The sequence below is a fragment of the Paraburkholderia sp. HD33-4 genome (assembly GCF_021390635.1).
GTDB lineage: Bacteria > Pseudomonadota > Gammaproteobacteria > Burkholderiales > Burkholderiaceae > Paraburkholderia.
This window is the reverse complement of the sequence record NZ_JAJEJS010000003.1, coordinates 993,011-1,019,738: the sequence shown is the minus strand read 5'-3', so window position 1 is coordinate 1,019,738 and position 26,728 is coordinate 993,011. Positions and strand designations below refer to the sequence as shown.

Annotated in this window: 22 protein-coding genes; 15 read left to right on the top strand and 7 right to left on the bottom strand. The window is 63.2% G+C overall.

Annotated elements, in window-relative coordinates:
• Nucleotides 1-35: 35 nt before the first annotated feature.
• Nucleotides 36-764 carry a FadR/GntR family transcriptional regulator gene (locus tag L0U84_RS39175; RefSeq protein WP_233858916.1) on the bottom strand — a complete coding sequence of 243 codons (729 nt, stop codon included), beginning with the start codon at nucleotides 762-764 and terminating at the stop codon, nucleotides 36-38.
• Nucleotides 765-1,175: 411 nt separating this feature from the next.
• Here L0U84_RS39175 and L0U84_RS39170 point away from each other — a divergent pair, with 411 nt between their 5' ends.
• The 4 genes from L0U84_RS39170 to L0U84_RS39155 are packed head-to-tail and all read left to right on the top strand — an operon-like array spanning nucleotide 1,176 to nucleotide 5,897.
• Nucleotides 1,176-2,303, top strand: a complete 1,128-nt coding sequence (locus L0U84_RS39170) for a sugar ABC transporter substrate-binding protein (protein WP_233858915.1) — start codon at nucleotides 1,176-1,178, stop codon at nucleotides 2,301-2,303.
• Between the two features lie 35 nt (nucleotides 2,304-2,338).
• Nucleotides 2,339-3,937: a sugar ABC transporter ATP-binding protein gene (locus tag L0U84_RS39165; RefSeq protein WP_233858914.1), complete on the top strand. Its 1,599-nt coding sequence runs from the start codon at nucleotides 2,339-2,341 to the stop codon at nucleotides 3,935-3,937.
• Nucleotides 3,934-4,914 carry an ABC transporter permease gene (locus L0U84_RS39160; protein ID WP_233858913.1) on the top strand — a complete coding sequence of 327 codons (981 nt, stop codon included), beginning with the start codon at nucleotides 3,934-3,936 and terminating at the stop codon, nucleotides 4,912-4,914. The genes L0U84_RS39165 and L0U84_RS39160 overlap by 4 nt, the downstream gene beginning before the upstream one ends.
• A complete protein-coding gene (locus tag L0U84_RS39155) occupies nucleotides 4,911-5,897 on the top strand; it encodes an ABC transporter permease (protein WP_233858912.1) in 987 nt (328 codons plus the stop codon). Before L0U84_RS39160 ends, L0U84_RS39155 begins: the two co-directional genes overlap by 4 nt.
• Before the next feature lie 4 nt (nucleotides 5,898-5,901).
• On the opposite strand, the gene L0U84_RS39150 is transcribed toward L0U84_RS39155, so the two are convergent.
• From L0U84_RS39150 to L0U84_RS39130, 5 genes are all read right to left on the bottom strand, one after another.
• Nucleotides 5,902-7,071: a diguanylate cyclase gene (locus L0U84_RS39150; RefSeq protein WP_233858911.1), complete on the bottom strand. Its 1,170-nt coding sequence runs from the start codon at nucleotides 7,069-7,071 to the stop codon at nucleotides 5,902-5,904.
• A 274-nt stretch (nucleotides 7,072-7,345) separates the two neighbouring features.
• The gene (gene argE / locus L0U84_RS39145; RefSeq protein WP_233858909.1) at nucleotides 7,346-8,509 is read right to left on the bottom strand and encodes an acetylornithine deacetylase; all 1,164 of its coding nucleotides are present in this window, start codon (nucleotides 8,507-8,509) and stop codon (nucleotides 7,346-7,348) included.
• Nucleotides 8,502-9,179, bottom strand: coding sequence for a DUF1028 domain-containing protein (locus L0U84_RS39140; RefSeq protein ID WP_233858907.1), 678 nt, complete (start codon nucleotides 9,177-9,179; stop codon nucleotides 8,502-8,504). Before L0U84_RS39140 ends, argE begins: the two co-directional genes overlap by 8 nt.
• A gap of 10 nt (nucleotides 9,180-9,189) precedes the next feature.
• On the bottom strand, nucleotides 9,190-9,621 hold the full coding sequence (locus tag L0U84_RS39135; protein ID WP_233858905.1) for a RidA family protein: 432 nt from the start codon (nucleotides 9,619-9,621) through the stop codon (nucleotides 9,190-9,192).
• On the bottom strand, nucleotides 9,621-10,979 hold the full coding sequence (locus L0U84_RS39130) for a flavin-containing monooxygenase (protein WP_233858903.1): 1,359 nt from the start codon (nucleotides 10,977-10,979) through the stop codon (nucleotides 9,621-9,623). The genes L0U84_RS39135 and L0U84_RS39130 overlap by 1 nt, the downstream gene beginning before the upstream one ends.
• Before the next feature lie 275 nt (nucleotides 10,980-11,254).
• On the opposite strand from L0U84_RS39130, the gene L0U84_RS39125 reads away from it, so the two are divergent.
• From L0U84_RS39125 to L0U84_RS39080, 10 genes are all read left to right on the top strand, one after another.
• The gene (locus L0U84_RS39125; protein WP_233858901.1) at nucleotides 11,255-12,178 is read left to right on the top strand and encodes a LysR family transcriptional regulator; all 924 of its coding nucleotides are present in this window, start codon (nucleotides 11,255-11,257) and stop codon (nucleotides 12,176-12,178) included.
• A gap of 123 nt (nucleotides 12,179-12,301) precedes the next feature.
• On the top strand, nucleotides 12,302-13,453 hold the full coding sequence (locus L0U84_RS39120; protein ID WP_233858899.1) for an SRPBCC family protein: 1,152 nt from the start codon (nucleotides 12,302-12,304) through the stop codon (nucleotides 13,451-13,453).
• Between the two features lie 44 nt (nucleotides 13,454-13,497).
• Entirely contained in the window at nucleotides 13,498-14,703 is a 1,206-nt protein-coding gene (locus L0U84_RS39115; protein WP_233858891.1) for an ABC transporter ATP-binding protein, read from the top strand.
• Nucleotides 14,704-14,705: 2 nt separating this feature from the next.
• Entirely contained in the window at nucleotides 14,706-15,761 is a 1,056-nt protein-coding gene (locus L0U84_RS39110) for an ABC transporter substrate-binding protein (RefSeq protein WP_233858889.1), read from the top strand.
• Between the two features lie 39 nt (nucleotides 15,762-15,800).
• Nucleotides 15,801-17,057: an ABC transporter permease gene (locus tag L0U84_RS39105; protein ID WP_233858887.1), complete on the top strand. Its 1,257-nt coding sequence runs from the start codon at nucleotides 15,801-15,803 to the stop codon at nucleotides 17,055-17,057.
• A 65-nt stretch (nucleotides 17,058-17,122) separates the two neighbouring features.
• Nucleotides 17,123-17,950, top strand: coding sequence for an ABC transporter permease (locus L0U84_RS39100; protein WP_233858885.1), 828 nt, complete (start codon nucleotides 17,123-17,125; stop codon nucleotides 17,948-17,950).
• 259 nt (nucleotides 17,951-18,209) lie between these two features.
• A complete protein-coding gene (locus tag L0U84_RS39095) occupies nucleotides 18,210-18,659 on the top strand; it encodes an SET domain-containing protein (protein WP_233858883.1) in 450 nt (149 codons plus the stop codon).
• 346 nt (nucleotides 18,660-19,005) lie between these two features.
• Complete coding sequence (locus L0U84_RS39090) at nucleotides 19,006-21,771, top strand: MGH1-like glycoside hydrolase domain-containing protein (protein WP_233858874.1); 2,766 nt, start codon at nucleotides 19,006-19,008, stop codon at nucleotides 21,769-21,771.
• 420 nt (nucleotides 21,772-22,191) lie between these two features.
• Entirely contained in the window at nucleotides 22,192-22,608 is a 417-nt protein-coding gene (locus tag L0U84_RS39085) for a hypothetical protein (RefSeq protein WP_233858872.1), read from the top strand.
• A gap of 303 nt (nucleotides 22,609-22,911) precedes the next feature.
• The gene (locus tag L0U84_RS39080) at nucleotides 22,912-24,075 is read left to right on the top strand and encodes an extracellular catalytic domain type 2 short-chain-length polyhydroxyalkanoate depolymerase (protein WP_233858871.1); all 1,164 of its coding nucleotides are present in this window, start codon (nucleotides 22,912-22,914) and stop codon (nucleotides 24,073-24,075) included.
• Between the two features lie 651 nt (nucleotides 24,076-24,726).
• Here L0U84_RS39080 and L0U84_RS39075 read toward each other — a convergent pair.
• Nucleotides 24,727-25,557, bottom strand: a complete 831-nt coding sequence (locus tag L0U84_RS39075) for a 3-keto-5-aminohexanoate cleavage protein (RefSeq protein ID WP_233858870.1) — start codon at nucleotides 25,555-25,557, stop codon at nucleotides 24,727-24,729.
• Between the two features lie 376 nt (nucleotides 25,558-25,933).
• Between L0U84_RS39075 and L0U84_RS39070 the strand changes: the two genes are divergently transcribed.
• Nucleotides 25,934-26,344 carry a VOC family protein gene (locus tag L0U84_RS39070; protein ID WP_233858869.1) on the top strand — a complete coding sequence of 137 codons (411 nt, stop codon included), beginning with the start codon at nucleotides 25,934-25,936 and terminating at the stop codon, nucleotides 26,342-26,344.
• The last annotated feature ends 384 nt before the right edge of the window (nucleotides 26,345-26,728 follow it).

Genomic DNA, 26,728 nt, shown 5'->3' with positions numbered 1-26,728 from the left:
CGACGCGCTCCGGTCGCGCACCGCCAAAACCCGGACTAACGCCAGGCCTTCGTGAACTCGCCGATTACGCGCGTGAGATGCGCCTGCATCGCCGTGCGCGCGGCGCTCGCATCTCGCGCCATGATGGCCGAAAAGATGCGCTGATGGTCATCCTGTGAAGCCGCCCGCAAGGCGGGAGTATGGAAGTGCTCCTCGATCTTCTTCCACAACGGGTCGGCGCGCGAGTTGTCCCACATCGCGGCCACCACGAGCCGGAGCATTTCGTTTCCGGTCGCCCGCGCGATCGCCAGATGGAAATCACGGTCGGCGGCCTCGTTCGCGGCCTTGTCGTCCATGTTTTCGCGCATCGCGCGCAACGCGGCGAAGATCCGGTCGAGGTCTGCATCTTTGCGTTCGGTAGCGGCTAACGCCGCGATCCCGCTTTCGATCACCGCCCGCGCGCGCAGCGTCTCGATCGGGCCCAGCCCGCGCGGCAGTTTGAACATGGCGGAGCGCGCCTCTGGCGCCTGGGCCACATAGATGCCCGAGCCGACCCGGACCTCGACCACGCCCTGCACCTCCAGCGCGATGATCGCCTCCCTCACCTGCGTGCGGCTCACGCCAAAACGCTCCGCCAGCGTCCGCTCGGAAGGCAGACGCGCACGCGGCCCGACGTCGCCGGCGACGATCAGATCGTAGATCTGCTTCGCCAGTCCGACGTAGGAACGGTCGGTCGCGTCCTCATCGGCGGCGCGGCCGGTTGGCGTGTGCGAAAGATCGGCCATTCAGGATTCCCGAAAGCTTCGAGGCCGCCAGCAGGCGGCTCGAGTTCGTAAAAATGGTACACCAATTGCCCCGTCCGGCCGCATCGGCGCGGCACTGCCCTTGCCGGCCGTCAAACCGACGCAGCAGGGCTTTCGGGCTTCTCGACGGGCTCGCGACGCCGTGGTAAACCACTATCGCGCGAGGATTGGTATGCCAGTACTGTCAGACGTGACTACGTTCGCGCCGGCCCTTCGTTTTGCTTCGAGGCGGCGCCTTTGAAGAAGTCAATGCGCTGCTTCGACGAGTCCGAGTCAGCCCCGCTGCAGCACATTCCGCAAGATTCCCTGCTTCACGCACAGATTTCCGCGACGCTCCACGATCGCCATGTGCGCCGGCAACCGGTAAGTTCAATCCAACAAATTGGAGACGACATGCTTTCAGGAATCCAGGTGCTTCGAGCGGCGGCGGCCGCGTCATTGGCGCTGTGCGCAAGCGCGGCTTTCGCGCAGGCTTCGATCGTTTCCGGGCCGTCCAGCGATCCCACATGCATGGTCCCGTGGAAGACCGACACGAAGTTCATCAAGTATCCGAAGAAGAACGGACCTTATCGGATCGCACTCGTCAACGGCTATATCGCGAACACCTGGCGGATCCAGATGATCAAGACGGCCAAGGCGTATGCGGCACAACCGGCCGTCGCCGCAAAGATCAAGGAATTCAAGGTCGTCTCGACCGGCGAGGACGTGCCGGCGCAGATCTCGGCCGTCAACAACTTCATCGATGCCGGCTATGACGCGGTCATCGTGGACGCACAGAATCCCACCTCGTTCGGCCCCGCGATCCGCCGCGCGAAGAACGCCGGCGTCGTGCTGATCGCGTTCGACAACATCCTCGACAGCGAAGACGCGATCAACGTCAACGTCGATCAGTACGGGCTCGGCGTGCTGTGGGCCAAGTGGCTCGCGGACCACCTGTCGAACGGCGGCAAGGTGCTCGAGGTTCGCGGGGTGGCGGGGACCTCGGTCGACACCGACCGGCACAACGGTTTCATGAAAACCCTGGACGACTCCGGCAAGAAATGGAACGTCGTCCAGGTCTACGGCAAGTGGGATGACGGGGTCGCGCAAAAGGCCACCGCCGACGCGATTGCCGTGCAGGGTCATTTCGATGGAATTTCGGCGCAAGGCGGCGACACCGGAGTCGTGCGCGCGATGATCGACGCGAAACATCCATTCGTGCCTTTCGGCGGCGAGACCGAGAACGGCTTTCGCAAGTTCTGCGCGCAGTATGGCAGCCAGGGCCTGAAGTGCACGTCGGCGGGCACCGGTCCCGCGCAGGTGGCCGTGGCGATCAAGACGGCGCTCGCCGCGCTGGACGGCCAGACGATCCCGGTTTCGATCAAGCTGCCGCTCGACGTCACCGACGATGCGAAGCTGAAGTCGGGCGTCAACTACTTCCCGAACGACTCCGACAACTTTTTCGTCGGCAACTCGTTTCCGTCCTGCGGCATCAATTTCTCCGCGCAGGAAATCATGAAGCAGAGCCAGGGCAACCAGTGATCGGATGATGGCCGGGATGTGACGGGAGACGAAGCATGCTGCAGGATGCAAAGCAGCCGTTCTTTCAGATGTCTGGCGTGTCGAAAAGCTACGGCGGCGCGGTCGCGCTGGATCACGCCGAGCTCACGGTGCGCCGGGGCCGCATTCACGCGATCCTCGGCGAGAACGGCGCGGGCAAGTCCACGTTGCTGAAGGTGATGTCCGGCGTCGTGCAGCCGGACGAGGGCACGATGCACTTCGATGGCCGGGAGGTCTCGTTCGCGTCGCCGGCCGAGGCGAACGCGGCCGGCATCGTCTGCGTGTATCAGGAGCTGTCGCTGATCCCCGACCTGAGCGTGGCGGACAACATCTTCGCTGCGAACCCGCCGCGACGTTTCGGCATGATCGACCGCCGCACGCAGCGCCGCCAGGCCGAGGAGGCGCTCGCTCGGGCGGGCGCCGCCGACATCAATCCGCTCGCGAAAGTCCGCGACCTGCCGCTGTCGCGCCAGCAGATGGTCGAGCTTGCGAAGGGGCTGGCCCACGCGCCGCGCATCCTGATCCTCGACGAAGCCACCTCGGCGCTGACCGCGGCCGACGTCGCGCGCGTGATCGAGGTGCTCAAGCGCCTGCGCGAAGAAGGGCTCGCGCTGCTGTTCATCTCGCATCGGATGCACGAGGTGAAGGCGCTCGCGGACGAATGCACGGTCTATCGCAACGGCCGTCACGTGATGAGCTTCGAGGCGGGCACGCGCTCCGACAATGAGGTCGTCGAGATGATGATCGGCCGGAAATACCAGCATGCCTTTCCTGACAAACCCGCGGCCAAACCAGCGGCCAAACCAGCGGCGAACCCCGCGACCAACCCCGCGGACGACCGCAGCGCCGCCCCGGCTCTCGCCTGTCGCGATCTCGCGTGGAGCGACACGCTGCAAGGCATCAGCTTTTCGTTGCAGCCCGGTGAAATCCTCGGACTGGGCGGCCTCGACGGACAAGGCCAGCGCGAACTGCTGCTCGCATTGTTCGGCGTGTTGCGCGGTTGCGCGGGCGAGATCGAGATCGACGGCAAAGCGGTGTCGATCGGCAGCCCGATGGCCGCGCGTGCCAACGGAATCGGCATGGCGCTGATACCGGAGGACCGCAAGACCGAGGGCCTGATGCTGCCGATGTCGGTCCGCGAGAACCTGTCGTTTGCCGCGCTCGATCGCATGTCCACCGTCGGCGTAATCGATCGCGACCGTCAGCAGGCGCTCGTCGACCGGGCGATGGAGCTGCTGGCGATCAAGTCGTTCAGCCTCGACGCGCCCGTGGGCTCGCTGTCGGGCGGCAACCAGCAGAAGGTGGTGATCGCGAAGTGGCTGATCCGCCAGCCGAGGATCCTGCTGCTCAGCGACCCGACGCGCGGTATCGACGTCGGCACCAAGCAGGAACTCTATCAGCTGCTCAGGCGCCTCGCCGACGAAGGCGCCGCGGTTCTGTTCTATTCGACCGACTACGACGAGCTGATCGGCTGCTGCGATCGCGTGCTCGTGCTGTACGAGGGCAGGATCAAGAAGGAACTCGTCGGCCCGGCGATCACCGAGCAGAACCTGATTGCCAGCGCGCTCGACCTGCCCGTCGGACAGATTTCGTCTTCCACGGGAGTCGCGCCATGAGCGGGCTGCGTTACTGGTATGCGGAGAATCGCGGGGCGGTGTTCGCGTTCGGCCTGTTCGTGCTGATGTTCGCCATCTACCTGTTCAACTATCCGTCGACGTTGTCGGCCAACGTGTTTCAGACGGCGGCGAACAAGGCGGTGCTGCTCGCGCTCGTCTCGATGGGGCAAGCGCTCGTCGTGCTGACGGCCGGGATCGACCTGTCGATCGGCATGACGCTGGTGCTGACGAATTGCATCGGCTCGTGGATCGTCACCGGCGGTGCGCTGCACAGCGCTCTCGGCATCGCCGGCGTAATCGCGGCGGGCGCGCTGTGCGGCGCGCTGAACGGCGTGATCATCATTTTCGGCCGGCTGCAGCCAATCGTGACGACGATCGCCACCGGCGCGGTCTACTACGGACTGGCCCTGCTGCTGCGTCCCGTGCCCGGCGGCTCGATCAACGAGGACCTCGCCGACGCACTGACCGGCAAGGTCGCCGGTGTGCTGCCGGCGAGCTTGCTGATTCTGCTCGCGGCGACGGTGATCGTCTGGATTCCTTTCAAGCGCTCGGCGCTCGGGCGCGCGGCGTACGCGACCGGCTCGTCCGAACCCGCGGCGTTTCTGTCCGGCATGCCGATCCGCCGCGCGAAGTTCGCGAGCTATACGCTGGCCGGCCTGCTCGCCGCGATCGGCGGCCTGTTTCTGACGTTCTTCACCGACACCGGCGAAGCGAGCCTCGGCAGCGCCAACTCGTACACGCTGTTTTCGATCGCCGCGGTGGTGATAGGCGGCGTGTCGCTGCTCGGCGGCAAGGGCAGCGCGATCGGTGCGATCTTCGGCGCATTCGCGTTCCGCTCGATTGGCGACCTGCTGTTCGTGTTCAACGTCGATGCGCTGTGGCAGCCGCTATTTCAGGGCGTGATTCTTCTGCTGGCCGTCGCGATCGGCGCGTGCGGGCTGTTCAGGGTACGCAACCGTCTGGAGTGGTTTCAATGAGCCACGTTTCGGCAACCGGCCGGACCACGTTCGTGTCGCGGCTCACGCGCAGAATCGACAAACCGATCGTGATCGCGTTCGCGTGCATCGTCGCGCTGCTGCTCGTCGGCGGCATGTTTTCGCGCAACTTCACGTCGCCGGAGTACATCCTGCTGCAGCTGAAGGTCGGCGCGTTCCTCGGCATCATCGCGACCGGCCTGATGATGGTGATCCTGCTCGGCCACATCGACCTGTCGCTGCCGTGGACCATCACCGTCGGCGCGATGATGGCGTGCGCGGTCGCGGGGCACGGCGAACTCGGACGAATCCTCGCGATACCGGTCGGGATCGGTTGCGGCGTGCTGATCGGCATCGTCAACGGCATCCTCGTCGCGCTGCTGCGCATTCCGTCGATGATCGCGACGCTCGCGACCAATGCGGTCGCGCAGGGCATCATGATCGTCTATACCGGAGGATCGTCGCCGCAGGATTCCGCGCCGGAAGTGATGCGCTGGCTCGCGGCGGGCTGGCTCGTGCCGGGCGTGCCCAATGCCGTCGCGCTGTGGGTGGTGATCGGCGGCGCCACCGTGTTCCTGCTGTCGCGTACGACCTTTGGCCGCACGCTGTACGCGATCGGCAATACCGAGCGCGCGGCGTATCTGTCCGGCATCGATACGCGGCTCGTCACCGTGGCCGCATTCGCAGTGTGCAGCGGGTTCGCGGCGTTCGGTGGCGTATTACTCGCCGGTTACGCGTCGAAGGCGGCGCAGTCGATGGGCGATGCCTATCTATTACCTGCGATCGCGGCAGTCGTGCTCGGCGGCACGTCGATTCTGGGTGGACGGGGCTCATACCTCGGCACGGTGGCTGGCGCGATCCTGATCACGCTGCTGCAGTCGATCCTTTCGGTCGCGCAGATGCCGGAGGCCGGGCGTCAGATCATCTACGGCGTGGTGATAGCGGCGATGTTGCTCCTGTATGGGCGCAGCAAGCGGGAAACGTAAGAAATCAGCGACGGTGCAGACTGATGACGTTCTTTTTTGCATCTCGTCGCGCAAACGCATAGGGAGTGCGACCTGCTCGCTTGGCCTCATACATTGCCGCGTCGGCGGCGTCCAGCAATTCTTCAATCGAATCCACGCCGTCCGGGTAAGTTGCGATGCCAATACTCACGCCGATCGAAAAACAGCCATTCGACTCCTCCGCTCCGACCTGACTAACGCTAGCAGCCAACCGCGTCGCCAGCTCGCGCAACTGTTCATCGTCGTCGAAATCGAACGACACCATCACGAATTCGTCGCCGCCGATTCTCACTAACAGATCCCCTTCACGCGTCGACGCTCGAAGTGCGCGTGCCAATGCCCTCAGGACGGCATCGCCGGCCGTATGACCGAGCGTGTCGTTGACGGCCTTGAATCCGTCCATGTCCAGATAGAGCAACGCGATCCGCCTGGGAAGCACTTGCGCCTCCGCAGCGAGCGCGTCGAGGGTGGAAAGCAATTGTCGGCGGTTCGGAAGTCCGGTCAAGGCGTCCCTCGTGGCGCGTCGGCTGATGACATCCGTGTAAGCGTGGACCAGCGCGAACGCGCGTCGCTGAACGAAAAGGGAGTAGACGAGCAGACAGCAAACGAGGACCGCAATGACCGCGAGCGCCGTGGCCCCGAGTACGACCCGTCTGTCGACATCGAGCACCGCAACACGACGGACCTCGCGCCAGTTCTGCAGGAGGACGCCCAGGTCGTCGCGCAGCGCGTCCATATAGCGCTTGCCTTCGTTCGTTTGCACGAGTGCCAGCGCAGCCTCGCGGTTGCCGTTGCGCGCGAGATCGAGCGTGCGGCCGATCTCCATCACCTTGTCATTCTTCGCGCGCTCGATGCGACCGACCAACGCCGTCGAGCGCGGATCGGTAGCGACCAGTTGGTGCAGTCGCAGCACTGCGTCGTCCAGATCGCGCACCGCGAACCGGTACGGTTGCAGGTAGTTGTCGTCGCCTGTCAGCAGGTAGCCGCGTTGCCCCGTCTCGAGATTCTCCAGATCGTGCAGGACGCGATTATCGGCTTCCAGCACAGCGACAGATGTGTCGTCTTGCGTTCGGTCGGCGAGGATGATCGTCGCGTCATATATGAAGAATGCGGCCGAAACCAGAAGCGCTGCAGCGATGAACGCATACAACGCCACAAACCGATTCCTGTCGATCGCCGCAGCGCGGAAAAGACGCCTGGGCATGAAGACCTCACTTGCCGGGAGCTATCGCAGCGACCGGTCGTTCGCTCGCGGCGATCGACGAGCGTTTCGCCCGGGCGGGGCGGGTTGAACATAACGGCATTGTATCGTCAGCCCGCCGGAGTCCTGATTGTCGACCCGGATCGAAGTCGCGCACTTCGTGCTTGAAGCGCCAGAGCACATCTGCTGATGAACCGCTCACGCCCGATTTGCACCCGGGCCGCGCAGGCTACCTCACGCTGCCAAGATGTTCAGCGAGGCGAGCGAACATCGCGTCGCACCGGTTCAGTTGTTCGATCGTGATGAACTCATCCGGCTTGTGGCCCTGGTCCATGCTGCCGGGTCCACAGACCACGGTCGGAATGCCCGCCTGTGTGAACAGGCCGCCTTCCGTGCCGAAGGCCACCGTTTCGTATTCCGTCGACCCGCTCAACATCGCGAGCAGACGTGCCGCGTCGCTGTCGGGCGAAGTCGCCAGTCCGGGATAGGCATTCAGCATCTGCACACGGACATCGGTATCGGGCTGCACCGCGCGCATCTTCGGCAGTAATTCGGCTGCCGCGTAGGTTTGCAGTTTGTCCGCCACCACGTTGGGATCGAAGCCCGGCACGCCGCGCACTTCGAAATCGAACTCGCATTCGGCGGGAACGATATTCAGCGCGCGTCCGCCCTTGATGACACCTGTTTGCACAGTCGAGAACGGTGGATCGAAACGCGCGTCGTGATGTTGCGGCTGCGCGAGTTCGTCGCCGATCTGTTCCAGCCGGTTGATCAGCCGCGCCGCGTATTGAATCGCGTTGACGCCGTGTGGCGCGTACGCGGAATGACATGCCGCGCCCTTCACGTGACAGCGCATCGCGAGCTTGCTCTTGTGGCCGAGCACAGGCTTCAGTTCGGTCGGCTCGCCAATCAGACACATACGCGGCTTATGTACACGCTTTTCGAGTTCAGTCAGCATCGGCCGCACACCGAGACAGCCCACTTCCTCGTCATATGAAAACGCGACATGCACCGGCACTTCGAGCTTCAGCTTCAGCAAAGCGGGCAGCGCCGCCAGCACGGACGCGAGGTAGCCCTTCATGTCGGCCGTGCCGCGCCCGTACAGACGCCCTTCTTTCTCGGTGAGACGAAACGGGTCCACGGTCCATGCCTGACCGTCGACGGGCACCACATCGGTATGCCCGGACAGCACGATGCCACCACGGTCTCGCGGACCGATGGTGGCGAACAGGTTAGCCTTGGTGCGCTCGGCGTTATGGAATAGCTCGCTGTCCACCCCTAGATCCGCGAGGTATTGCTGTACGAACCCGATCAGTTCCAGATTGGAGTCGCGGCTGACGGTCGCAAAACCGATCAGCCGTTCGAGCAACGCGCGGCTCGACAGCTCACTCATCGCCGGGCACTCCGTAGCTCGGCGCCGCGGTTGGATTCAACGCGCGCGCGATGTAGTCCTGCATCTGCGGACGATACGCTTGCCACAGCGCGTCGAGTTTGCCGATCGGATCGTCATCCGCCCAATCGACACGCAGATCGACGACCGGCCAGACCGCCGTATCGACGATCTTCAGCGCCGCCGAATGCACGGGCCCGGCTTCTCCGCCGGCTTCGACGGCCGCATACATCGCGTGCAGCAAACGATCGGCGAGCGCGCCTTGTGCGCTCTCGAACGCTTTCACCATCGCGTCGATCACCGGCTTGTCGGCGAGCAGATTACCCGCTGCCACGCACTGATCTCCCGCGACGGCGTGATGCACGCCGAGCGCTTCCTTGCCGGTGAACATCGCGGTTCGACCCTCGCTGTCCACCACCGTCACCTGCCGGTATTCGCTCCATTCGCTCGCGCCTAGCGCCCGTTCGAGCGCCGCATCCGCCGCGATACGCTCGCTTTCCAGCAGATCGAGAATCCGCGGCCCGAGCGCGGGCAACGTCACGTTCTGCGTCGCCACCACACCGACGCCCGCGCGCGCCCACGGGCACCGCGCACCCACGGCAATGCTCGACGAACTGATCGCGATACCGAGCTGACCGGTCTTGCCACAACGTCCGACGATGGAGAATGTCATGGGTCGTTCCTTACGGTTGAGCAGGCTTCCAGTTGTCCGGAATCACGGCGATCACGTCGATTTCCATCAGCCATTGCGGCTGGCCGAGCGCGCTGACGCAGAGCCCCGTCGAAATCGGATAGACGCCCTTCAGCCACTTGCCGACTTCCTGATACACCGGCTCGCGATAACGCGGATCGATGATGTAGGTCGTCGTCTTGACGATATGCGACATGTCACTGCCCGCTTCCTCGAGAAGCTGCTTGACGTTCTTCATCGCCTGCTCGGCTTGCGCGCGTGGATCGCCGAGACCGATCAGGTTGCCGTCGAAATCGGTACCGACCTGGCCGCGCACATACACCGTATTGCCCGCGCGAACCGCCTGGCAAAGATCGTTGTCGAGCGTCTGGTTCGGGTAGGTATCCTTCGTATTGAACATGCGGATCCGGGTATGCGTAGGCATCAGTTCACTCCCACTTCTTTGGTCTTCGGCGCGTGCGATTCGTCGCACGCGGTATCGGTCGTATTCGCATCATGCATGCCGCGCGTGTCCTGCCGACGCTGCGACGCATCGCGATACGCGAGGTATTTGCGCTGCGTGACGATGTGATCGGCGATGTGCTTCGCGTCGTGCCACACGCCCCAGATGAACGACGACGCGCGCCGCGACAACCACGGCAAGCCGAGGAAATACACGCCGGGCTCCTTCGATACGCCGCGCTGATGCTGCGGCTTGCCCTTGTCGTCGAACGCGTTCACGTGCAGCCAGCTGAAGTCGACCGCATAGCCAGTGGCCCAGATGATCGTGCTCACTCCAGCCTGCTTCAGATCCAGTTCAGGCAGCGGATGCGTCACGCACTCCGGGTCTGGGGGAATCACGCGTGCGTCGGGGTCTTCCGGCAGGTCGACGCCGTTGCGCTCGATATAGGCGTCGGCGGCGGCGAGTAGCGACAGCAGGTTTTCGTCGCCACGCTTCAGATTGGCGGCGAGATCCGGTTCGAAGGTCACGACGCCATTCGCGAACGATTTCGTCGTGCCGACGAGCGTCATGCCCTGATGCGCGAGCCGGCGAAAATCGATGGTCTGGCCGCCGTATGCGCCGCTGACCGCGATGGTCACGTGCTCGCGTCCCGGCACGGCGACTTCCTTGTCCCATTCGCCGAGTACACCCAGCCACCAGCAGAAATCGCGACCGCGATAGGCGCGCGGTGGACGGTCATGCGCACCGACGGACAGATAAACCTTGCGGCCCGCGCGTTGCAGTTCGTCCGCGATCTGCACGCCGGACGACCCCGCGCCAACCACGAGCACCGCGCCTTCGGGCAGTTGCGCCGGGTTCCGATAGTGGGCCGAATGAAGCTGCGTGAGATCGCCGTCCGGTGGCGCGATGGGGGGAATGACGGGACGCTGGAACGGCCCCGTCGCGACGACCACGCGACTAGCTTCGATCGTGCCGTCAGACGTGACGATCGCAAATCCTGCCCGGCCTGTCAGACGCTCGACGCTGGTGACTTCGACCCCTGTGCGAATCGGCGCATTGAACTTGCGCGCATAGGCCTCGAAGTACTCGGCGACCTGATCCTTGCCGGCGAAGCCATCGGGATCGAGTCCTTCGAACTCCATATTAGGGAAGCGGTCGTGCCAGGCGGGACCATTGGCGACCAGCGAATCCCAGCGGCAGGTACGCCAGCGTTCGGCGATGCGGTCGCGCTCCAGCACGAGATGAGGCACGCCGAGTTTGCTCAGGTGTTCACTGATTGCCACGCCCGCCTGACCCGCGCCTATGACCAGCGTGTCGATCGACAATTTTTCAGCCGCCATGGCCTGCTCCTTCTGAAAAGCGGTCTGGATTAGGTTCTCTCTCTTCCATGACGCATGACGCGATGCGCCGTCGAGACGCGGTGACGTTTGCTGTGTTCGCGTTCGAACCAGCACCCGACTACGGCGCGTCACAGCACGTCCCGTCTCGGTCGGACAGAATGTACGCCGCGCGGCAAGCAACAAAAACTATATTTTAAAAATGCTTTGCATCGTTTTTCGCTATGCAATCGACAATTGGCGAGCGACAATCGATTCGACCGATCACGGAGCAACTGATGGACGGCAACTCGATACGCTACTCGTTGCGTCAGCTCAGGTATTTCGTCGTCACGGCCGAGACGCTATCGTTCACCGCCGCGGCAAAGCGCCTGCACATTTCGCAACCGTCCATCTCGACGGCGCTCGCGGATCTGGAGGAATCGTTCGGCGTTCAGTTGTTCATCCGCCATCACGCGAGCGGGCTGTCCCTCACGCAACCGGGCCGCGATCTGCTGGGCCACGCTCGCAATCTGCTTCAGAACGCCGAAGAATTGCAGCTGACCGCGAAGGAAATCGACGGCGGCATGTCGGGCTCCATCTCGCTGGGCTGCATGGTGTCGCTGGCTCCGCCATTGATGCCCGGCATCATCAGCCGCTTCGTGCAGGATTATTCGGCGATCACCTTCCGTACCACGGAAGCGCATCAGGACACGCTCCTGAGCGGCCTGCACGACGGCTCGCTCGATATCGCGCTGACCTACAGCCTCGATATCACCGATGGAATCGCGTTTACCCCGCTGCTTTCGCTGCCACCGTATGCCATCCTGCCTAAAACACATCGGTTGGCGCGGGCACGCAAGGTGTCGCTGGCCGATCTGCTGCCCGAGCCCTATGTGATGCTGGACCTTCCGCATAGCCGCGAGTACTTCTCCGCGCTGTTCGATGCGGTCGGCAGCCGCCCTACCGCCGCTTTCCGCTCGTCACAGCCTGAAGTGGTGCGTGGCATGGTCGCCAACGGCTTGGGTTACAGCATACTCAACTTCCCGCTGAAGTCGACCCGAACGGTCGACGGCGAAGACTTCGTGATTAAACATTTCAAGGAAAGCGTCAATGCGACGACGCTTGGCATTGCACTATCGGGCGCCGTCAAGCCGCGTGAGGTCGTTAAACGCTTCTCCGCATTCTGTGAAACGTATATTCGGCGCCTACACATTGGTTAGCAGCCCGGAAAGCGTCACCGCATAGGCTTGGCCTATGCACTGCATGCAAAAACAATATTTTACCTAGCAATTTGGATTGTTAGATTGGTGCTCATCGGATGCACACACTGATGGGGGGCCCCTATGCAAGCCATTCTTCAGTTGACGGACATTGAACTCGACATCGTTCGCGCGCTGCGCGAGAACTGCGAGCGTCCGTTCGAGGATGCACACGCAATGCCGCCGGCCGTCTACACGTCGGAGGCGTTTCTCGCGCTCGAACAGCGCGACGTGTTTCGCAACGAGTGGTTATGCGTGGGCCGCGAGAGCGCGCTGGCAAAGAGCGGCGACTATCTGACCGCGCAGATCGACGACCAGCCTGTGGTCGTGCTGCGCGATGCGAGCGGTGCGTTGCGCGCATTCTCGAACGTTTGCCTGCACCGGATGTCGGTATTGCTCGAAGGGCGCGGCAACGTGCGCCGGATCGTGTGCCCGTATCACGCATGGAACTACACGCTCGACGGTTCGCTCGCCGGCGCGCCGTTGATGGATCAGCAGCCGGGCTTCTGCAAGGAGCAATACAGGCTGCCTGCGTTGCGCTGCGAAACGTGGCAAGGCTGGATCTACGTCACGCTCAACCAGCACGCGCCCGCGGTGGAATCACATTTGTCCGGACTGACGACGCTGATCGAGCCGTACGGCATGAGCGACTACGTCGAGACCTTCCACGAAGAGCATGTGTGGGACACCAACTGGAAGATCCTCGCGGAAAATTTCATGGAGAGCTACCACTTGCCGATGCTGCATCGCGCAACGGTCGGACCGCACTCGAAGCTCGAAGAAATGGAATGTCCGCCGGGTTTGCCCGCGTTCAACTATCACTGGATCACCAAGGAAGCGTCGCTGCCGATCGGCAACGCGCATCCGGCCAACACGCGTCTGCAGGGCCATTGGCGCCGGACCACCGCGCTGCTGGCGATCTACCCGACCCACCTGATCACGCTGACGCCGGGATACTTCTGGTATCTGATCCTGCAGCCGCGAGGCGTCGGCCGCGTGCATATCCGCTTTGGCGGCGGCCTCGCACCGGAATTCGTCGACGATCCGCGCGCCGCCGAATACATGGCCACGCTGAAGACGCTGCTCGACGAAGTGAACGCCGAGGACCGGCGCGGCGTCGAGGCGGTATTTCGCGGCGTGCACGCGCCACTCGCGAAGCCCGGCCATCTGAGCCCGCTGGAACGGCCGAATTACGACTTCGCCCGCTATCTGGCGGGACACGTGGGCGCACCGTGAAATCGCCGCCTCACGCCGACCGCCAACACTCTGCCGAGTTGCCCATGTCAAGCCAACCATTTATTTCGTTCGACGGCGTCAGTAAGTCATACGACGGCGTGCATAGCGTCGTCGAGGGACTCGATCTCGACGTCGCGCACGGTGAATTCGTTTCGCTGCTCGGTCCGTCCGGTTCCGGCAAGACCACGACACTGATGATGCTGGCGGGGTTCGAATCGCCGACGCGCGGCGAAATCCGCCTCGCCGGCAAGCGGCTGGACGACAAGCCGCCGCACCGGCGCGATATCGGCATGGTGTTTCAGAACTATGCGCTGTTCCCGCACATGACGATTGCCGAGAACGTCGCGTTCCCGCTGTCGGTGCGCAAGGTAAGCCGCAGCGAACAGAAAACGCGCGTGATGCGCGTGCTCGACATGGTGGAGTTGTCGCATCTGGCGGGGCGGCGTCCGTCGCAACTGTCGGGTGGCCAGCAGCAGCGCGTCGCGCTCGCCCGCGCGCTGGTTTTCGAGCCGAGCGTGGTGCTGATGGACGAGCCGCTCGGCGCGCTCGACAAGCGCCTGCGTGAAACCATGCAATACGAAATCATGCGGCTGCATCGCGAACTGTCGCTGACGATCGTCTACGTCACCCACGACCAGAACGAAGCGTTGACGATGTCGGACCGCGTCGCCGTCTTTTCCGATGGACGCATCCAGCAGGCCGCCGCACCGACCGAACTCTACGAAAACGCGGCGAATGCGTTCGTGGCCAATTTCGTCGGCGAGAACAATGGACTGACGGGCCGCGTCAATTCCGGCGGCGGGGAATGGGCCGCGATGCAGCTCGCCGACGGCAGCACCGTGTGCGGACGCCCAGGCGTCGGGCTCGCGTCGGGCGACACCGCGGTGCTGGCGCTGCGTCCCGAGCGCGCGCACATCGCCGCGACGCCGGACGCCGTGCAGGAAGCGACGCGGCAGAACATGAACGTCGTGCACGCGCTGGTCGAGGAACTCGTCTACTGCGGCGATCATCATCGCGTGCATCTGAAGCTCGGCCATGGCGAAAGCATGGTCGTCAAGGTGCCGAACACACAGCACCATGATCTGCCCGCACTCGGCCGCGAGACCGCCGTGACCTGGCGACGCGACGACTGCAAGGTGCTGCCCGCCATGGCGGCCGCGCCGCAATCCGCCGCCGGGTCCGGCGGCGCCGACTATTCCACTGTTGCCGTTCCCTCGTCCGCCTCGCCACTTATCGCAGGAGCCAACTAGAAATGAAGACCACCTTCTCGACCTTCCGGACCACCTTCGCGGCGTGCGCGCTCGGGGTGTTTGCCACAGCCACGGTACACGCGGCCGATACGATTTCCGTCGTCACCTTCGGCGGTGCGTATGAAGCTGCCGCGAAGAAAGCATGGTTCGAACCGTTCACCGCGAAGACCGGCAATCAGTTCTCCTCCGAGTCCTACGATGGCGGCCTCGCCAAGCTGCAGGCCATGGAGCAATCGAAGAACCCGACCTGGGATCTGATCGACCTCGAAACCAACGACGCGATCACCGCATGCGACGAAGGCCTGATCGCCAAGTTCGACAAGAAGATGCTCGGCAACACCAGCGACTTCCTGCCGGGCTCGATCAGTGATTGCGCCGTCAGCGCGATGGTGTGGTCCACCGTCTATGCGTACGACACCAGCAAGCTGAAATCCGCGCCGACCACGATCAACGATTTCTTCGACCTGAACAAGTACCCGGGCAAACGCGGCATGCGCAAGTCGCCGAAGGTCGCGATGGAATGGGCGTTGATCGCCGATGGCGTGGCGCCCAAGGATGTGTACAAGACGCTCTCCACGCCTGCCGGCGTCGACCGCGCGTTCAAGAAGCTCGACACGATCAAGTCGAGCATCGTCTGGTGGGAGGCGGGTGCGCAGGCGCCGCAGCTGCTCGCCGACGGCGCGGTCGTGATGACGCAGGCGTACAACGGCCGCATCGACGACGCCGTGCACAAGGACAAGAAGCCCTTCAAGATCGTCTGGGATGCGCAGGTGTACGACTACGAATGGTGGGCCGTGGTCAACGGCGCGAAGCATGCCGACGCGGCGCAGAAGTTCATCGTCGCATCGTCGACGCCGCAGGCCTATGCGGACCTGTCGAAGTACATCGCGTACGCGCCGCCGCGTAAGGACGCCATTCCGCTGATCGACAAAGCGCGTCTGAACGATCTGCCGACCGCACCGGAGAACTTCAAGCGTCCGCTGCAAATCAACGCGACGTTCTGGGCCGACAACGCGGATGCGATCAACAAGCGGTTCCAGAACTGGCTGACGCAGTAACGCCAGACCGAACGAACGTCACCCGAGAGATCGAGCACGATGAACACGCCGCTGCCATCCACCGCCCCTTTTGGCCGCGGCCCGCAGGCCGCGAACCGCGAGTCGTTCCGCGCCGCGCGCCGCAAGGCCGCGATGCGCGCGTTGCTGCTGGCTTTGCCGTTGCTGATCTTTCTGCTGGTGACGTTCGTTGCGCCGATCGCGAGCCTGCTCGCGCGCAGCGTGCGAAACCCCGAAGTGCGCACCGGCATGCCGCAGTTGAGCGCGGCGCTGGCCGGATGGGACGGCGCGGGCCTACCCGGCGAACCGGCCTTTGCCGCCCTTGCGCACGACCTGAAGGACGCGAGCGAGTCCGGCCAGCTCGGCAATATCGCGCGGCGCATGAACTTCTATCAGCCGGAATTCCGCAGCCTGCTGTTCAAGACGGCGCGTGCCACCCGTTCGGAGACGCCCGCGCAATGGAAACCCGCGCTGATCGACCTGGACGAACGCTGGAACACACAGGAAACCTGGCGGCTCCTGAAGCGCGCATCGATCTCGCCCACGCCCGACTATTTGCTGAACGCCGTCGACGCGCAGGTCGCGCCTGATGGTTCGGTGACGTCCGTCGCGGCGGACAGTGCGATCTTCCGCGCGGCCTTCGGGCGCACCGTCACGATCAGCGCGACGGTCATGCTGCTGTGCCTCGTGCTGGGCTACCCCGTGGCCTATCTGCTCGCGACACTGCCGGAGAACCACAGCAACCGGCTGATTCTGTTCGTGATCGTGCCGTTCTGGACCTCGCTGCTGGTGCGTACCACCGCCTGGTACGTGCTGCTGCAACCAGGTGGCGTGATCAACAGCGCGTTGCTGCGCTTTGGACTCATCGATCATCCGTTGCCGCTGATTTTCAATCGCACGGGCGTGTTGATCGGCATGACGCATATCCTGCTGCCCTACATGATCCTCGCGATCTTTTCGGTGATGAAGAGTGTCCCGCCCGTGTACATGCGCGCGGCGAAATCCCTCGGCGCGCATCCGGCCGTGGCCTTCGTGCGCGTGTATGTTCCGCAAACGCTGCCGGGTGTCGGCGCGGGATGTTTTCTCGTGTTCGTGCTCGCGCTCGGTTATTACATCACCCCCGCCCTGCTAGGCGGCGCCGGCGACGAGATGATCAGCCAGCTGATCGCGTCGCAGACCAACGAGCAGCTGAACTGGGGACTCGCGGGCGCGCTGTCGTGCTATCTGATCGCATTTACAGCGGTGTTCTATTTCATCTTCAACCGGCTGGTCGGTATCGACCGCTTGCGCTTCGGCTGACGCGCCGCGGAACTGACGCTCATTCGTGTCGCTTACCCGGATAGTTCATCAACAGGCAGACTCAGATGAAAGACGTACGAACCCGGCTACTGTCGGAACGCATCGCGGGCGCGGGACTACGCGTGCATTGCGCGCTCATGTTCTTTTTCCTCGTCGCGCCGATCCTCGCGATCGTGCCGCTGTCGTTCAACTCCGGCTCGTTCTTCTCGTACCCGATGCAGGGCTTCTCGCTGCGCTGGTACGCGCAGGCGCTGAGTTCGCCGGACTGGCAACGCGCGTTCGCGAACAGCATCGGCATTGGCGCGGCGTCGACGCTGATCGCGACGGTGCTCGGCACGCTTGCCGCGCTCGGCTTGAGCCGCGCGCAGTTTCCTTACCGCGCGATCATCATGCCGATCATCGTGTCGCCGATGATCGTGCCTATCGTGGTCGTCGCGGCGGGTTTTTATCTGGTCTTTTCGCCGCTCGGGCTGGTCAATTCGTATCTCGGCGTCGTGCTTGCGCATGCCGCGCTCGGCACACCGTTCGTGGTGATCACCGTGACGGCCTCGCTGTTGTCGTTCGATCAAAGCCTGCTGCGCGCCGCCTCGGGCCTGGGCGCGCAGCCGTGGGTCGCGTTTCGCCGCGTCACGCTACCGCTGATCACGCCCGCCGTCGCAACGGGCAGCGTGTTCGCGTTCGCGACATCGTTCGACGAAGTGATCGTCATTCTGTTCATCGGCGGCCCCGAGCAGCGCACCGTGCCGCGGCAGATGTGGAGCGGCATCCGTGACCAGATCGACCCGTCGATCCTTGCCGTGGCCACACTGCTGATGGCGTTCGCGATCGCGCTGTTCGCCTGCATGAACTGGTTGCGCAAGCGCGCGGCGGCGGCTAGCCGCTCGTTTGCCTGAGCCGGCCGTCATGCCGGCCGTCATGCCGGCGTGACGTCATCGATCCGCGCGTGCGGCGCGCAGCCCCGCGACGGCGGATCGACCTGGCGGCATCTGGTTAGCCGGTGTGCGGCGAAGCCGGAACGGGCGGGCGCGTAAGAGCTAGACAGTTAGTTGCGATTTATTTATGAAGACGTTGAACGGCCGCGACCGTGGCGATATGCTTCGGATCGCCCATCCAACACGCTTGACCACCGACGCACCCGAAGGAAACGACACCATGCGATTGCGACGCATCACCGCACGACGCTCTCCGGTCCATGGCATGGGACTGTTCGCGCTACAGCCGATTGCGCCGGGCGAACGGGTCATCGAATACAAGGGCGAATTGACCAGCTGGCGGCGTGCCGCCGCCCGTCAGCGAGCCGAGGCGGGTCATACGTTCGTGTTCGGCCTGTCCAACGGGCGCGTGATCGACGGCAGCCGGGGCGGCAACAGCGCCCGCTTCCTGAACCATGCGTGCGCCCCCAACTGCGAAGCGATCGAGACGGGCGAGCGCGTATTCATTCATGCGCTCGCCGCTATCGCGCCCGGCGACGAGCTTTTCATCGACTACGGTCTGTCGGTCGATGGCGCGATCACCGACGAAATCCGCACCCAGTACATCTGTCATTGCGGCGCTGCGGCCTGCCGTCGATCCATGCTCGGCAACAATGCCGAGCCAGCGTAATCCTGGCTGCCGCGCAGGCGGTCCGGTGAGCGATACCTGCGGCTTCTGATACCGAAACAGGCACGCGCTTCGATCTCCGGGCACGGCCTGACGCCCGACGATCGGTTCCGGCGCGAGGCCGGGCCATTGCGCCGCGAGATCCCGGCCCATCTCCGGTCGTGGCGAATCGTGGATCCGCATCGTCGTTTCGGCGGCTTCGAAGCGCTCGAACCGACCGCAACGAGGCCAAACGACGCCTATCATCCAGATAATCATCCAGATACCGCCCGGCGACGCACGCCCGACAGGATGGGCGGCGCTCACGCACTGAACGTGTTCGACGGTAGATCCCGGATCGGGAGGTCACATGTCATCGCTACGCGCAAACGATCTGCTCCGTTCGAAGGAAGGAGTCCGTCTGCATGGCCCGGACCTGGACTGCTGGCGCCGCTGGGGGCCTTATCTGAGCGACCGGCAGTGGGGCACCGTTCGCGAAGACTACAGCGACTACGGAACTGCCTGGGACTATTTCCCACACGATCACGCGCGCAGCCGCATGTACCGCTGGGGCGAGGACGGCATTGCCGGATTCGGCAACGACCCGCTCGACTGGTGCGTGTCGCTCGCGCTCTGGAACGGGCGCGACCGCATCCTGAAGGAGCGGCTGTTTGGCTTGACCAATGAGCAAGGCAATCACGGCGAGGACGTGAAGGAGCTTTACTTTTACGTCGACGGCACGCCGACGCATTCGTACATGAAGATGCTGTACAGGTACCCGCACGATGCGTACCCGTATCAGGATCTGATCGACGAAAACGGCCGGCGCGGCGCCGATCAGCCCGAATACGAAATCCTCGATACGGGCGTGTTCGACAACGACCGCTATTTCGACGTCTGGGTCGAGTACGCGAAGCACACACCCGACGACATCGTGATGCGCGTCACCGTCGAGAATCGCGCGGATCAGCACGCGAGCCTCCATGCGCTGCCGCTCTTCTGGGCGCGCAACCGCTGGGCGTGGTCAGGCAAGCCCGGCAGGCCGTCGCTCACGCTCGAGCCGGATTCCGCCGAAGGCGAGCGCGTGATCGCGCACAATCCCGCGCTCGGCACGATGATCGTCACGGCCTCGGCGCCGCAGCCGATCGAATGGCTCTTCTGCGAAAACGAGACCAACGTGCGGCGCATTTTCGGCATCGACCGTGAAGGCCCGTTCAAGGATGGCTTCAACGACTACATTGTCGATCGCGACGAGCAGGCGATCCGCCGCGACGCGGGCACCCGCGCCGCCGCGCATGTGGCCCTGCCGCTCGCGCCGCACGAGCGCGCGGTGCTGTATCTGCGTTGGCGTCCGGCCGCGCAGCCGGGAATCGCGCGCGACGACGCGCCGCTCGACTTCGAAGCGCTGTTCGCGCGCCGGATCGCGGAGGCCGACGAGTTCTACGGGGCGCTTCAGCACGACATCACCGACGCCGATGCGCGGCTCGTGCAACGACAGGCCCTCGCCGGCATGCTATGGACGAAGCAGTATTACCAGTTCGACGTGACGCGCTGGCACGACGGCGACCCCGGTCAGCCGAAGCCGCCGAAAGGACGCCGGCACGGCCGCAACGCAGACTGGCGGCATATGTGCAACGGCGACGTCGTCTCGATGCCCGACAAGTGGGAGTACCCATGGTACGCGTCGTGGGATCTCGCGTTCCATGCCGCCGCGTTCGCGATGATGGATCCCGACTTCGCGAAGAAGCAGTTGCTGTTGCTCGTGAAGGAACGCTACATGCATCCGAACGGACAGTTGCCCGCCTACGAATGGGCATTCGGCGACGCGAATCCGCCCGTTCATGCATGGGCGACATGGCGCGTGTACGAACTCGACCGCGAAGTCACAGGCGTTGGCGACCACCAGTTTCTCGAAGTGATGTTCCACAAGCTGCTGCTGAACTTTTCGTGGTGGGTCAACCGCAAGGACGCGGAGGACCGCAACATCTTCCAGGGCGGCTTTCTCGGCCTCGACAACGTCGGGATCTTCGACCGCTCTTCCCCGCTGCCGACCGGCGGCCGCCTCGACCAGGCCGACGGCACCGCCTGGATGGCCTCGTACGCGCTCGATCTGATGCAGATCGGACTCGAGCTCGCGATGACGAACAACGCGTACGTCGAAATCGCGGTGAAGTTCTTCGAGCACTTCCTGTATATCGCGGAAGCCGTCGGTTGCAGCGAGGGTTGCAGGACCGGGCTATGGGATGGCCACGACGAATTCTTCTATGACGTACTGCATCTTCCGGACGGAACCCGCGTGCCGATGCGCGTTCGTTCGATCGTCGGCCTGATTCCGCTGTTCGCCGTGCATGTGCTCGAAGACCGGATCTACGGCCACCTGCCCGGCTTGCGAGAGCGGCTCGCGTGGTTTCTCGATCATCGGCCGAATCTGGCCAAACTCGTGTCGCGCTGGACCGAGCCCGGCAAGGGCAACACTACCCTGCTGTCGCTGTTGCGCGGATACCGGATGACGGCGCTGTTGCGCCGCGCGCTCGACGAAGACGAATTTCTGTCCGGGCACGGCGTGCGCGCGCTGTCGCGGGTGCATCGCGATACACCGTATGAGTTCGATCATGGCGGCGCACACGTGTGCATCGAGTATCAGCCGGCCGAATCGGATTCGCGCGTATTCGGCGGCAATTCAAACTGGCGCGGCCCCGTGTGGATGCCCGTCAACTATCTGCTGATCGAATCGCTGTATGAATTCCATCGCTACTACGGCGACGAGTTCCGCATCGAATATCCGACGGGATCGGGCAACCGGTGCTCGCTCAGCGAGATCGCCGACGGTCTCGCGCAACGTGTCACTACGCTCTTTCTGAAGGACGAGCACGGCATGCGGCCCGTGATGGCCGCTTATCCGCAGTTGCAGGCCGACCCGCGTTCGTCCGATCTCGTGCTATTCCACGAGTACTTTCACGGCGACGACGGACGTGGCGTCGGCGCTTCGCATCAGACGGGCTGGAGCGGTCTTGTCGCGCTGCTGCTTCAGCCACGTTTGATGAAGCTGGCCCACGTGGCGTCCGATGTCACGAGCGAAAGCGCGCGTGCGGCCGCGCCGGCAGCCGAAGACGCGCTCCCCACGATGGCGCGATAGACGACCCGTTGGCGTGATTTGTCGACTGCAGTCTGGCAGGCGACCGTACTGTGCGCTGCCTACTACGCACGGTTCAATCCAGTTTGACGTTCCTCGTTTAACACTTGGCACCTCTGGCGATCTCACGCGCGTCTTAGGCGCTGATGCAGACGCTGTTGATGCGGAGTGGGCTGCCTCGCCCCAACGGGCAAGCTTTGGTAGCAGCGACTGCAGGGACAACTCATTGCGAGGCTCGCCCTCAGGAAGGAGAACGTCATGTCGTTTGACGTGGGGGAACCTGTTTGCGTCAACCATCCTCGGGGATGGCCACTCTTGCGCATGGGTCGCCCGCCTTCACACGATACCGATTCAGTGAATACGTGAATGGCTTTGCAGGAAGGTGCATCAAGTATCGGCTCGAGGGTCGAGAGGAGCAATGGAATGAACGCAAGCGAATTACAGAAACTAGGTCATGCGCTGGATGCCGGCTGGCTGATGGCATTGTGGTTAGCGATTCATGGTGGTGACCCGCCGCCGCAAGAGCAGGTGATCGGTGTAAACGAGTCACTGGACTTAGCGGCACTCACGATGGTCGCGCGCCTCGGCGAGCTGTATCCCGAAGCGGGCAAGAACCCAGGTGCGGCGCTGTCCAACCTCGCGAAACTCGGCTTCAGGGTGACGGTCACCATGGCTGACGATAGCAAGGTCGAATTGCATGGACCTGATGACGTCAAGACCTTGATGGCCACCATGTCGGCCGCCGGCACGAGCCAGCAAGGACCCTACAAGAAGATCTGCGTCTGGAACCAGTATCTTGGCCAGGTTTGCAAGATCCTTTACCAGACGCATTGGTCGTAGGCCGCCACACTGCCTTTGAGGGGCCGCCTGCCCGGGGTGCAAAGCCGGCGCATGATCTCGAACGCGCCGCGCTACGCAAGCCACAAGGAGTAGAGTCGGTCCCTCACGGACGCGGGAAGACATCGAGAAAAACTTCGACGCGGCTTCGCTTTCGGCCAGGGGCCGCGGTTTGCCGACGACTGACATCCCCGCGCCGACAGCAATCCTCTCGCTTCGCGCTCAGCAAAAAAGGATTGCCCTTGCTGCGGGAGCGATTTTTGCTGTGGCCCAGCTATCGCCGGGTGCTCCGACGAGGAGACGACAATGATGACGAAGGCTTCAGGGCTGCGATCAGCGCTGGCATTTGTACTGGCGATCGGACTTGCCGGGTGTGGAGGTGGTGGCGATTCGGCCGGCACCGACGTCGATGCCTCGAAATTATCGGCAAAGACCTTGGCCGCCGCCTCGAACCCGGCGGCGAACGACGATTCGGCCACTTCCCGAATCGTGAAGCTCCAGCGCTACCAGATCGACCCGACGAAGGTCTTCGTCGCGGGTATCTCGTCTGGCGGTTTCGCGGCGGTGCAGATGCACGTGGCCCACTCTTCGACGTTCAAGGGTGCCGCGATTTACGCCGGTGGGGTGTACTGGTGTGCGGGCGCCGGAGGCGCCGCGACAGCTTTGGAAAACTGCGGCGGCTTGACGCTTCCGACGAACCACGCGTCGTACAACAACACTCTGACGACGTCAGAGGCGTACCTGGACACGCAGTCGTCCCTCGGAACCATCGACCGGGCGACGAATCTGCGTGGGCAGCCGGTCTACCTCTGGTCCGGCACGCAAGACGAGGTCGTCAATCCGCTCGAGATGGCCGACCTCGACGCCGAATACCTGCGTTATGGTGCCAACGTTCGCTTTGACAATGGGTTTCCCGCCGAGCACGGCTGGGAATCGCCTGACGGCGAACTTGCATGCGGCACGCTCGGCAGTCCCTACATGATCCGCTGCCTCGCAAATGGCGCAGCCTACGATTCGGTAGAAACGTGGCTGACGATGTTCCTCGGCCGATTGAAACCGCGCAACAACGGAAAACTGTCGGGCACGTTGTATTCATTCTATCAATCGGAATTCGGGGCGTCCCCCAACCTTTCGATGAGCTCGACCGGTAGCGTCTTCGTTCCCAAGGCCTGCGCGCAAGGCGACAGGTGCGGATTCGTTCTCGCTCTGCACGGCTGTCTGCAGCAGGCGTCGCTGATCGGAAACCGCTGGGTCACCGAGGCCGGCATCAACGAATGGGCCGACACGAACAAACTCGTGGTGGTGTATCCCGACACGATCGCGTCGTCCGCGCCGGGGCCGACCAACCCCAACGCATGCTTCGACTGGTGGGGCTACTCCAATCAATACGACCCGAACTACGCACTCAGGAGCGGTTTGCAGATGTCGGTGCTCTACGCGATGGTGCAGCGCGTGACAGGCCGGCCGTAGCGTTGTCGTGGCACTGGTTCGACGCAGGCGCCGAGCGCCGCCGGCAACACGGCCGATCAAGGCGGGCTGGGCCAAACAGTGTCGCGGAGCGTCGCTCCGGATTCGAGTCTGATGCTGCATGGATTGTTTCGACCTCGCGTTTATCGTTCCCACATGACCGCGTCAAAAAAAATTCACACGGAGGTCTCCGGTTTCGGAAACTGGTGCCGATAAGACCGCTCATAGGTCCACCGCGAATTGAGGTTCCCCATGCCATTTGATTTTGTCGCCAGCCCGTCGCCCCGCTTGAAACGGACGGTCGTTATGCTGGTTGGATGTGTCGGCGTATTTGCCAGTCTGTCGATCTGGGGCCGGGTACCCGCCGATGCACTTGCCGACGCGGATAGACAGGTCGCTCACTACGGCCCCGCACTAACCGGCAACGCTTGCCCTGTCGAGGGAGCGGTCTCGCGGGACCCTCACGGTAATTTCGTGATGTGTTGGAAAGAGGTTTGGACCAAGCCGTAGACCTGATCAGGCCAAGCAATTCAAGCTGGCCTGATCAGAATTCAGATAGCCCAAACGGGCCATTGGTCGCGATCGCCCGAAAATTGCCGGCGCGGCCGATCGCGCGAAAGCGACCGGCCGCCGGAGCAAGACGGTAAGCCCGTCTTACATGGCCGGAAGACCCAGCATCTCACGCGCTTGCGCAGCAGTTGCCACCGGCCGGCCATATTCGCCACACAACGAGGCCACCCGTTCAACCAGTTGCGCATTGCTCTTCGCCAGCGTGTCCTTGTCCCAGCGCACGTTGTCTTCGAGACCGGTGCGGCAGTGCCCGCCCATCTCGAGAGTCCAATGGTTGACTTCCAACTGATGCCGGCCGATACCCGCAGCGGTCCATGTTGCATCCGGCAAGATCGCCTTCAGTTGCTTGACCTCGAACTCGAGAATCTCGCGTCGCGCAGGCAGCGCATTCTTTACGCCCATCACGAACTGAACATGCACGGGTGACTTCAGCAGCCCTTGCTGGACGAGATCCGCCGTGCTGTACAGCATCGCCAGATCGAAGATCTCTATTTCCGGTTTGACATCGTAGTCGAGCATCGTTTTCGCAAGCGCACGCACGAAGTCCGGCGGATTCTCATAGACGGTAGTTGGAAAATTGACCGAACCCGTTGCGAGCGACGCCATATCCGGGCGCAGGTCGAGCATCGCGCCACGTTGCTCGAATGAACGGCCACGGCCGCCCGTCGAAAACTGGATGATGATGTCAGGGCAGTGCTTGCGGATGCCGTCCTGGAGAGCGGCGAAACTCGACCGGTCGGAACTCGAGTTCTCCTGTTCGTCACGCACGTGCAGATGAACGAGGGTGGCCCCGGCTTCGTACGCTTCGTGCGTGCTTTCAACCTGCTCGGGGATCGTGACCGGCACAGCCGGGTTGTCCTTCTTGCGGGGAACTGAGCCAGTGATCGCAACGGAGATGATGCACGGTTCGCTCATGACTAACACTCCGGTTCCAGAGTTTCGTCTCACCAATAAGGCGAGCGCTGATGATCGCGTGCGTGGCGAAATCCCCGCACACCCAGTTTTCCAAGTCTAGTTCAAAAGCGCGACTGAAATCGACGCGCAAAACCGGACGCCTGAAGTGTGCACCGCATCGCGCGTGCGCCGAAAGGCTCCCGCTGCGCCGAGCGCATCCGTCACATAGGGCGCCAGCGTAAGTGCGACGGTGAACGCTGAAGATCAACGAACTAACGTGCAGTCGCGCCAAAGGTGCAGCACTTCGCCGGATGCGATTGGCCGAAGTCGGACCCTTTGCGGACATCCGGCGCTCGGAGGACAATGCCCTTGCGAATCTCTTCCGAGGCTGCCCAACATGGCTAACTTTCAGCCCGATGGATGGCATACCGTCACGCCCCGAATCGTCGTACGGGATCCGGAAAACCTGATCACATTCATCAAGATGGTGTTTCAGGCACAGGGCGAATTCCATCACGGGCGGCCTGCCGAAATCATGATCGGCGATTCCGTCGTGATGGTTAGCGGCGGAGACGGCCTTCGCGATCCGATGCAGGCGTTTCTGTATGTCTACGTCGAGGACGCCGATTCGACCTACGAGCGGGCGATTTCGGCGAACGCGATCTCACTCGAAGTTCCGACCGACATGCCATACGGCGACAGGCGAGCGATGGTAAGAGATCCGTGGGGAAACACATGGCAGATTGCCACGCGTCAGCGCGACCCTTCTGCTGCCGGGATCCGTTCCAGGTTGGCCAACGACAGATAGGCCGATATTTGTGGAGCACGGAGCGATTTGGGCGCCTCGTCTTGCAAACCTCACGGCCCACCCCCAAAAAAGCTTGACTGAGTGACTCAGGGCGTGATGCAGACATACAGTTTGCGATTCCGTGGTGACCGTTCATCAGCAGCGGTTAGCGGCCATTCGCCATGCTTCGCGGGTAGTGCGCGAAAGTGCGATCACTTCACGGGAATGTCCATAACCGGACCTTGCTGACGCGACGCACAGCGTTCTTCAGGCAGGTTGCAGAGAAGTAAATCCCCTTTGGCGTTGGCAAGCGACCGGAACTAGCCCAACGCCGTGGCTTTCCGGCGCCAGCGTCCTGGCGATCGGGCCGCACGCGAGCCTGCCGTTTCTCTGTACTTGAGACAT

Excerpts from the sequence above, each read along its gene's own strand:
- L0U84_RS39175 (WP_233858916.1), bottom strand. The coding sequence starts at position 764 with ATGGCCGATCTTTCGCACACGCCAACCGGCCGCGCCGCCGATGAGGAC.
- L0U84_RS39170 (WP_233858915.1), top strand. The coding sequence starts at position 1,176 with ATGCTTTCAGGAATCCAGGTGCTTCGAGCGGCGGCGGCCGCGTCATTG.
- L0U84_RS39165 (WP_233858914.1), top strand. The coding sequence starts at position 2,339 with ATGCTGCAGGATGCAAAGCAGCCGTTCTTTCAGATGTCTGGCGTGTCG.
- L0U84_RS39160 (WP_233858913.1), top strand. The coding sequence starts at position 3,934 with ATGAGCGGGCTGCGTTACTGGTATGCGGAGAATCGCGGGGCGGTGTTC.
- L0U84_RS39155 (WP_233858912.1), top strand. The coding sequence starts at position 4,911 with ATGAGCCACGTTTCGGCAACCGGCCGGACCACGTTCGTGTCGCGGCTC.
- argE (WP_233858909.1), bottom strand. The coding sequence starts at position 8,509 with ATGAGTGAGCTGTCGAGCCGCGCGTTGCTCGAACGGCTGATCGGTTTT.
- L0U84_RS39140 (WP_233858907.1), bottom strand. The coding sequence starts at position 9,179 with ATGACATTCTCCATCGTCGGACGTTGTGGCAAGACCGGTCAGCTCGGT.
- L0U84_RS39135 (WP_233858905.1), bottom strand. The coding sequence starts at position 9,621 with ATGCCTACGCATACCCGGATCCGCATGTTCAATACGAAGGATACCTAC.
- L0U84_RS39130 (WP_233858903.1), bottom strand. The coding sequence starts at position 10,979 with ATGGCGGCTGAAAAATTGTCGATCGACACGCTGGTCATAGGCGCGGGT.
- L0U84_RS39125 (WP_233858901.1), top strand. The coding sequence starts at position 11,255 with ATGGACGGCAACTCGATACGCTACTCGTTGCGTCAGCTCAGGTATTTC.
- L0U84_RS39120 (WP_233858899.1), top strand. The coding sequence starts at position 12,302 with ATGCAAGCCATTCTTCAGTTGACGGACATTGAACTCGACATCGTTCGC.
- L0U84_RS39115 (WP_233858891.1), top strand. The coding sequence starts at position 13,498 with ATGTCAAGCCAACCATTTATTTCGTTCGACGGCGTCAGTAAGTCATAC.
- L0U84_RS39110 (WP_233858889.1), top strand. The coding sequence starts at position 14,706 with ATGAAGACCACCTTCTCGACCTTCCGGACCACCTTCGCGGCGTGCGCG.
- L0U84_RS39105 (WP_233858887.1), top strand. The coding sequence starts at position 15,801 with ATGAACACGCCGCTGCCATCCACCGCCCCTTTTGGCCGCGGCCCGCAG.
- L0U84_RS39100 (WP_233858885.1), top strand. The coding sequence starts at position 17,123 with ATGAAAGACGTACGAACCCGGCTACTGTCGGAACGCATCGCGGGCGCG.
- L0U84_RS39095 (WP_233858883.1), top strand. The coding sequence starts at position 18,210 with ATGCGATTGCGACGCATCACCGCACGACGCTCTCCGGTCCATGGCATG.
- L0U84_RS39090 (WP_233858874.1), top strand. The coding sequence starts at position 19,006 with ATGTCATCGCTACGCGCAAACGATCTGCTCCGTTCGAAGGAAGGAGTC.
- L0U84_RS39085 (WP_233858872.1), top strand. The coding sequence starts at position 22,192 with ATGAACGCAAGCGAATTACAGAAACTAGGTCATGCGCTGGATGCCGGC.
- L0U84_RS39080 (WP_233858871.1), top strand. The coding sequence starts at position 22,912 with ATGATGACGAAGGCTTCAGGGCTGCGATCAGCGCTGGCATTTGTACTG.
- L0U84_RS39075 (WP_233858870.1), bottom strand. The coding sequence starts at position 25,557 with ATGAGCGAACCGTGCATCATCTCCGTTGCGATCACTGGCTCAGTTCCC.
- L0U84_RS39070 (WP_233858869.1), top strand. The coding sequence starts at position 25,934 with ATGGCTAACTTTCAGCCCGATGGATGGCATACCGTCACGCCCCGAATC.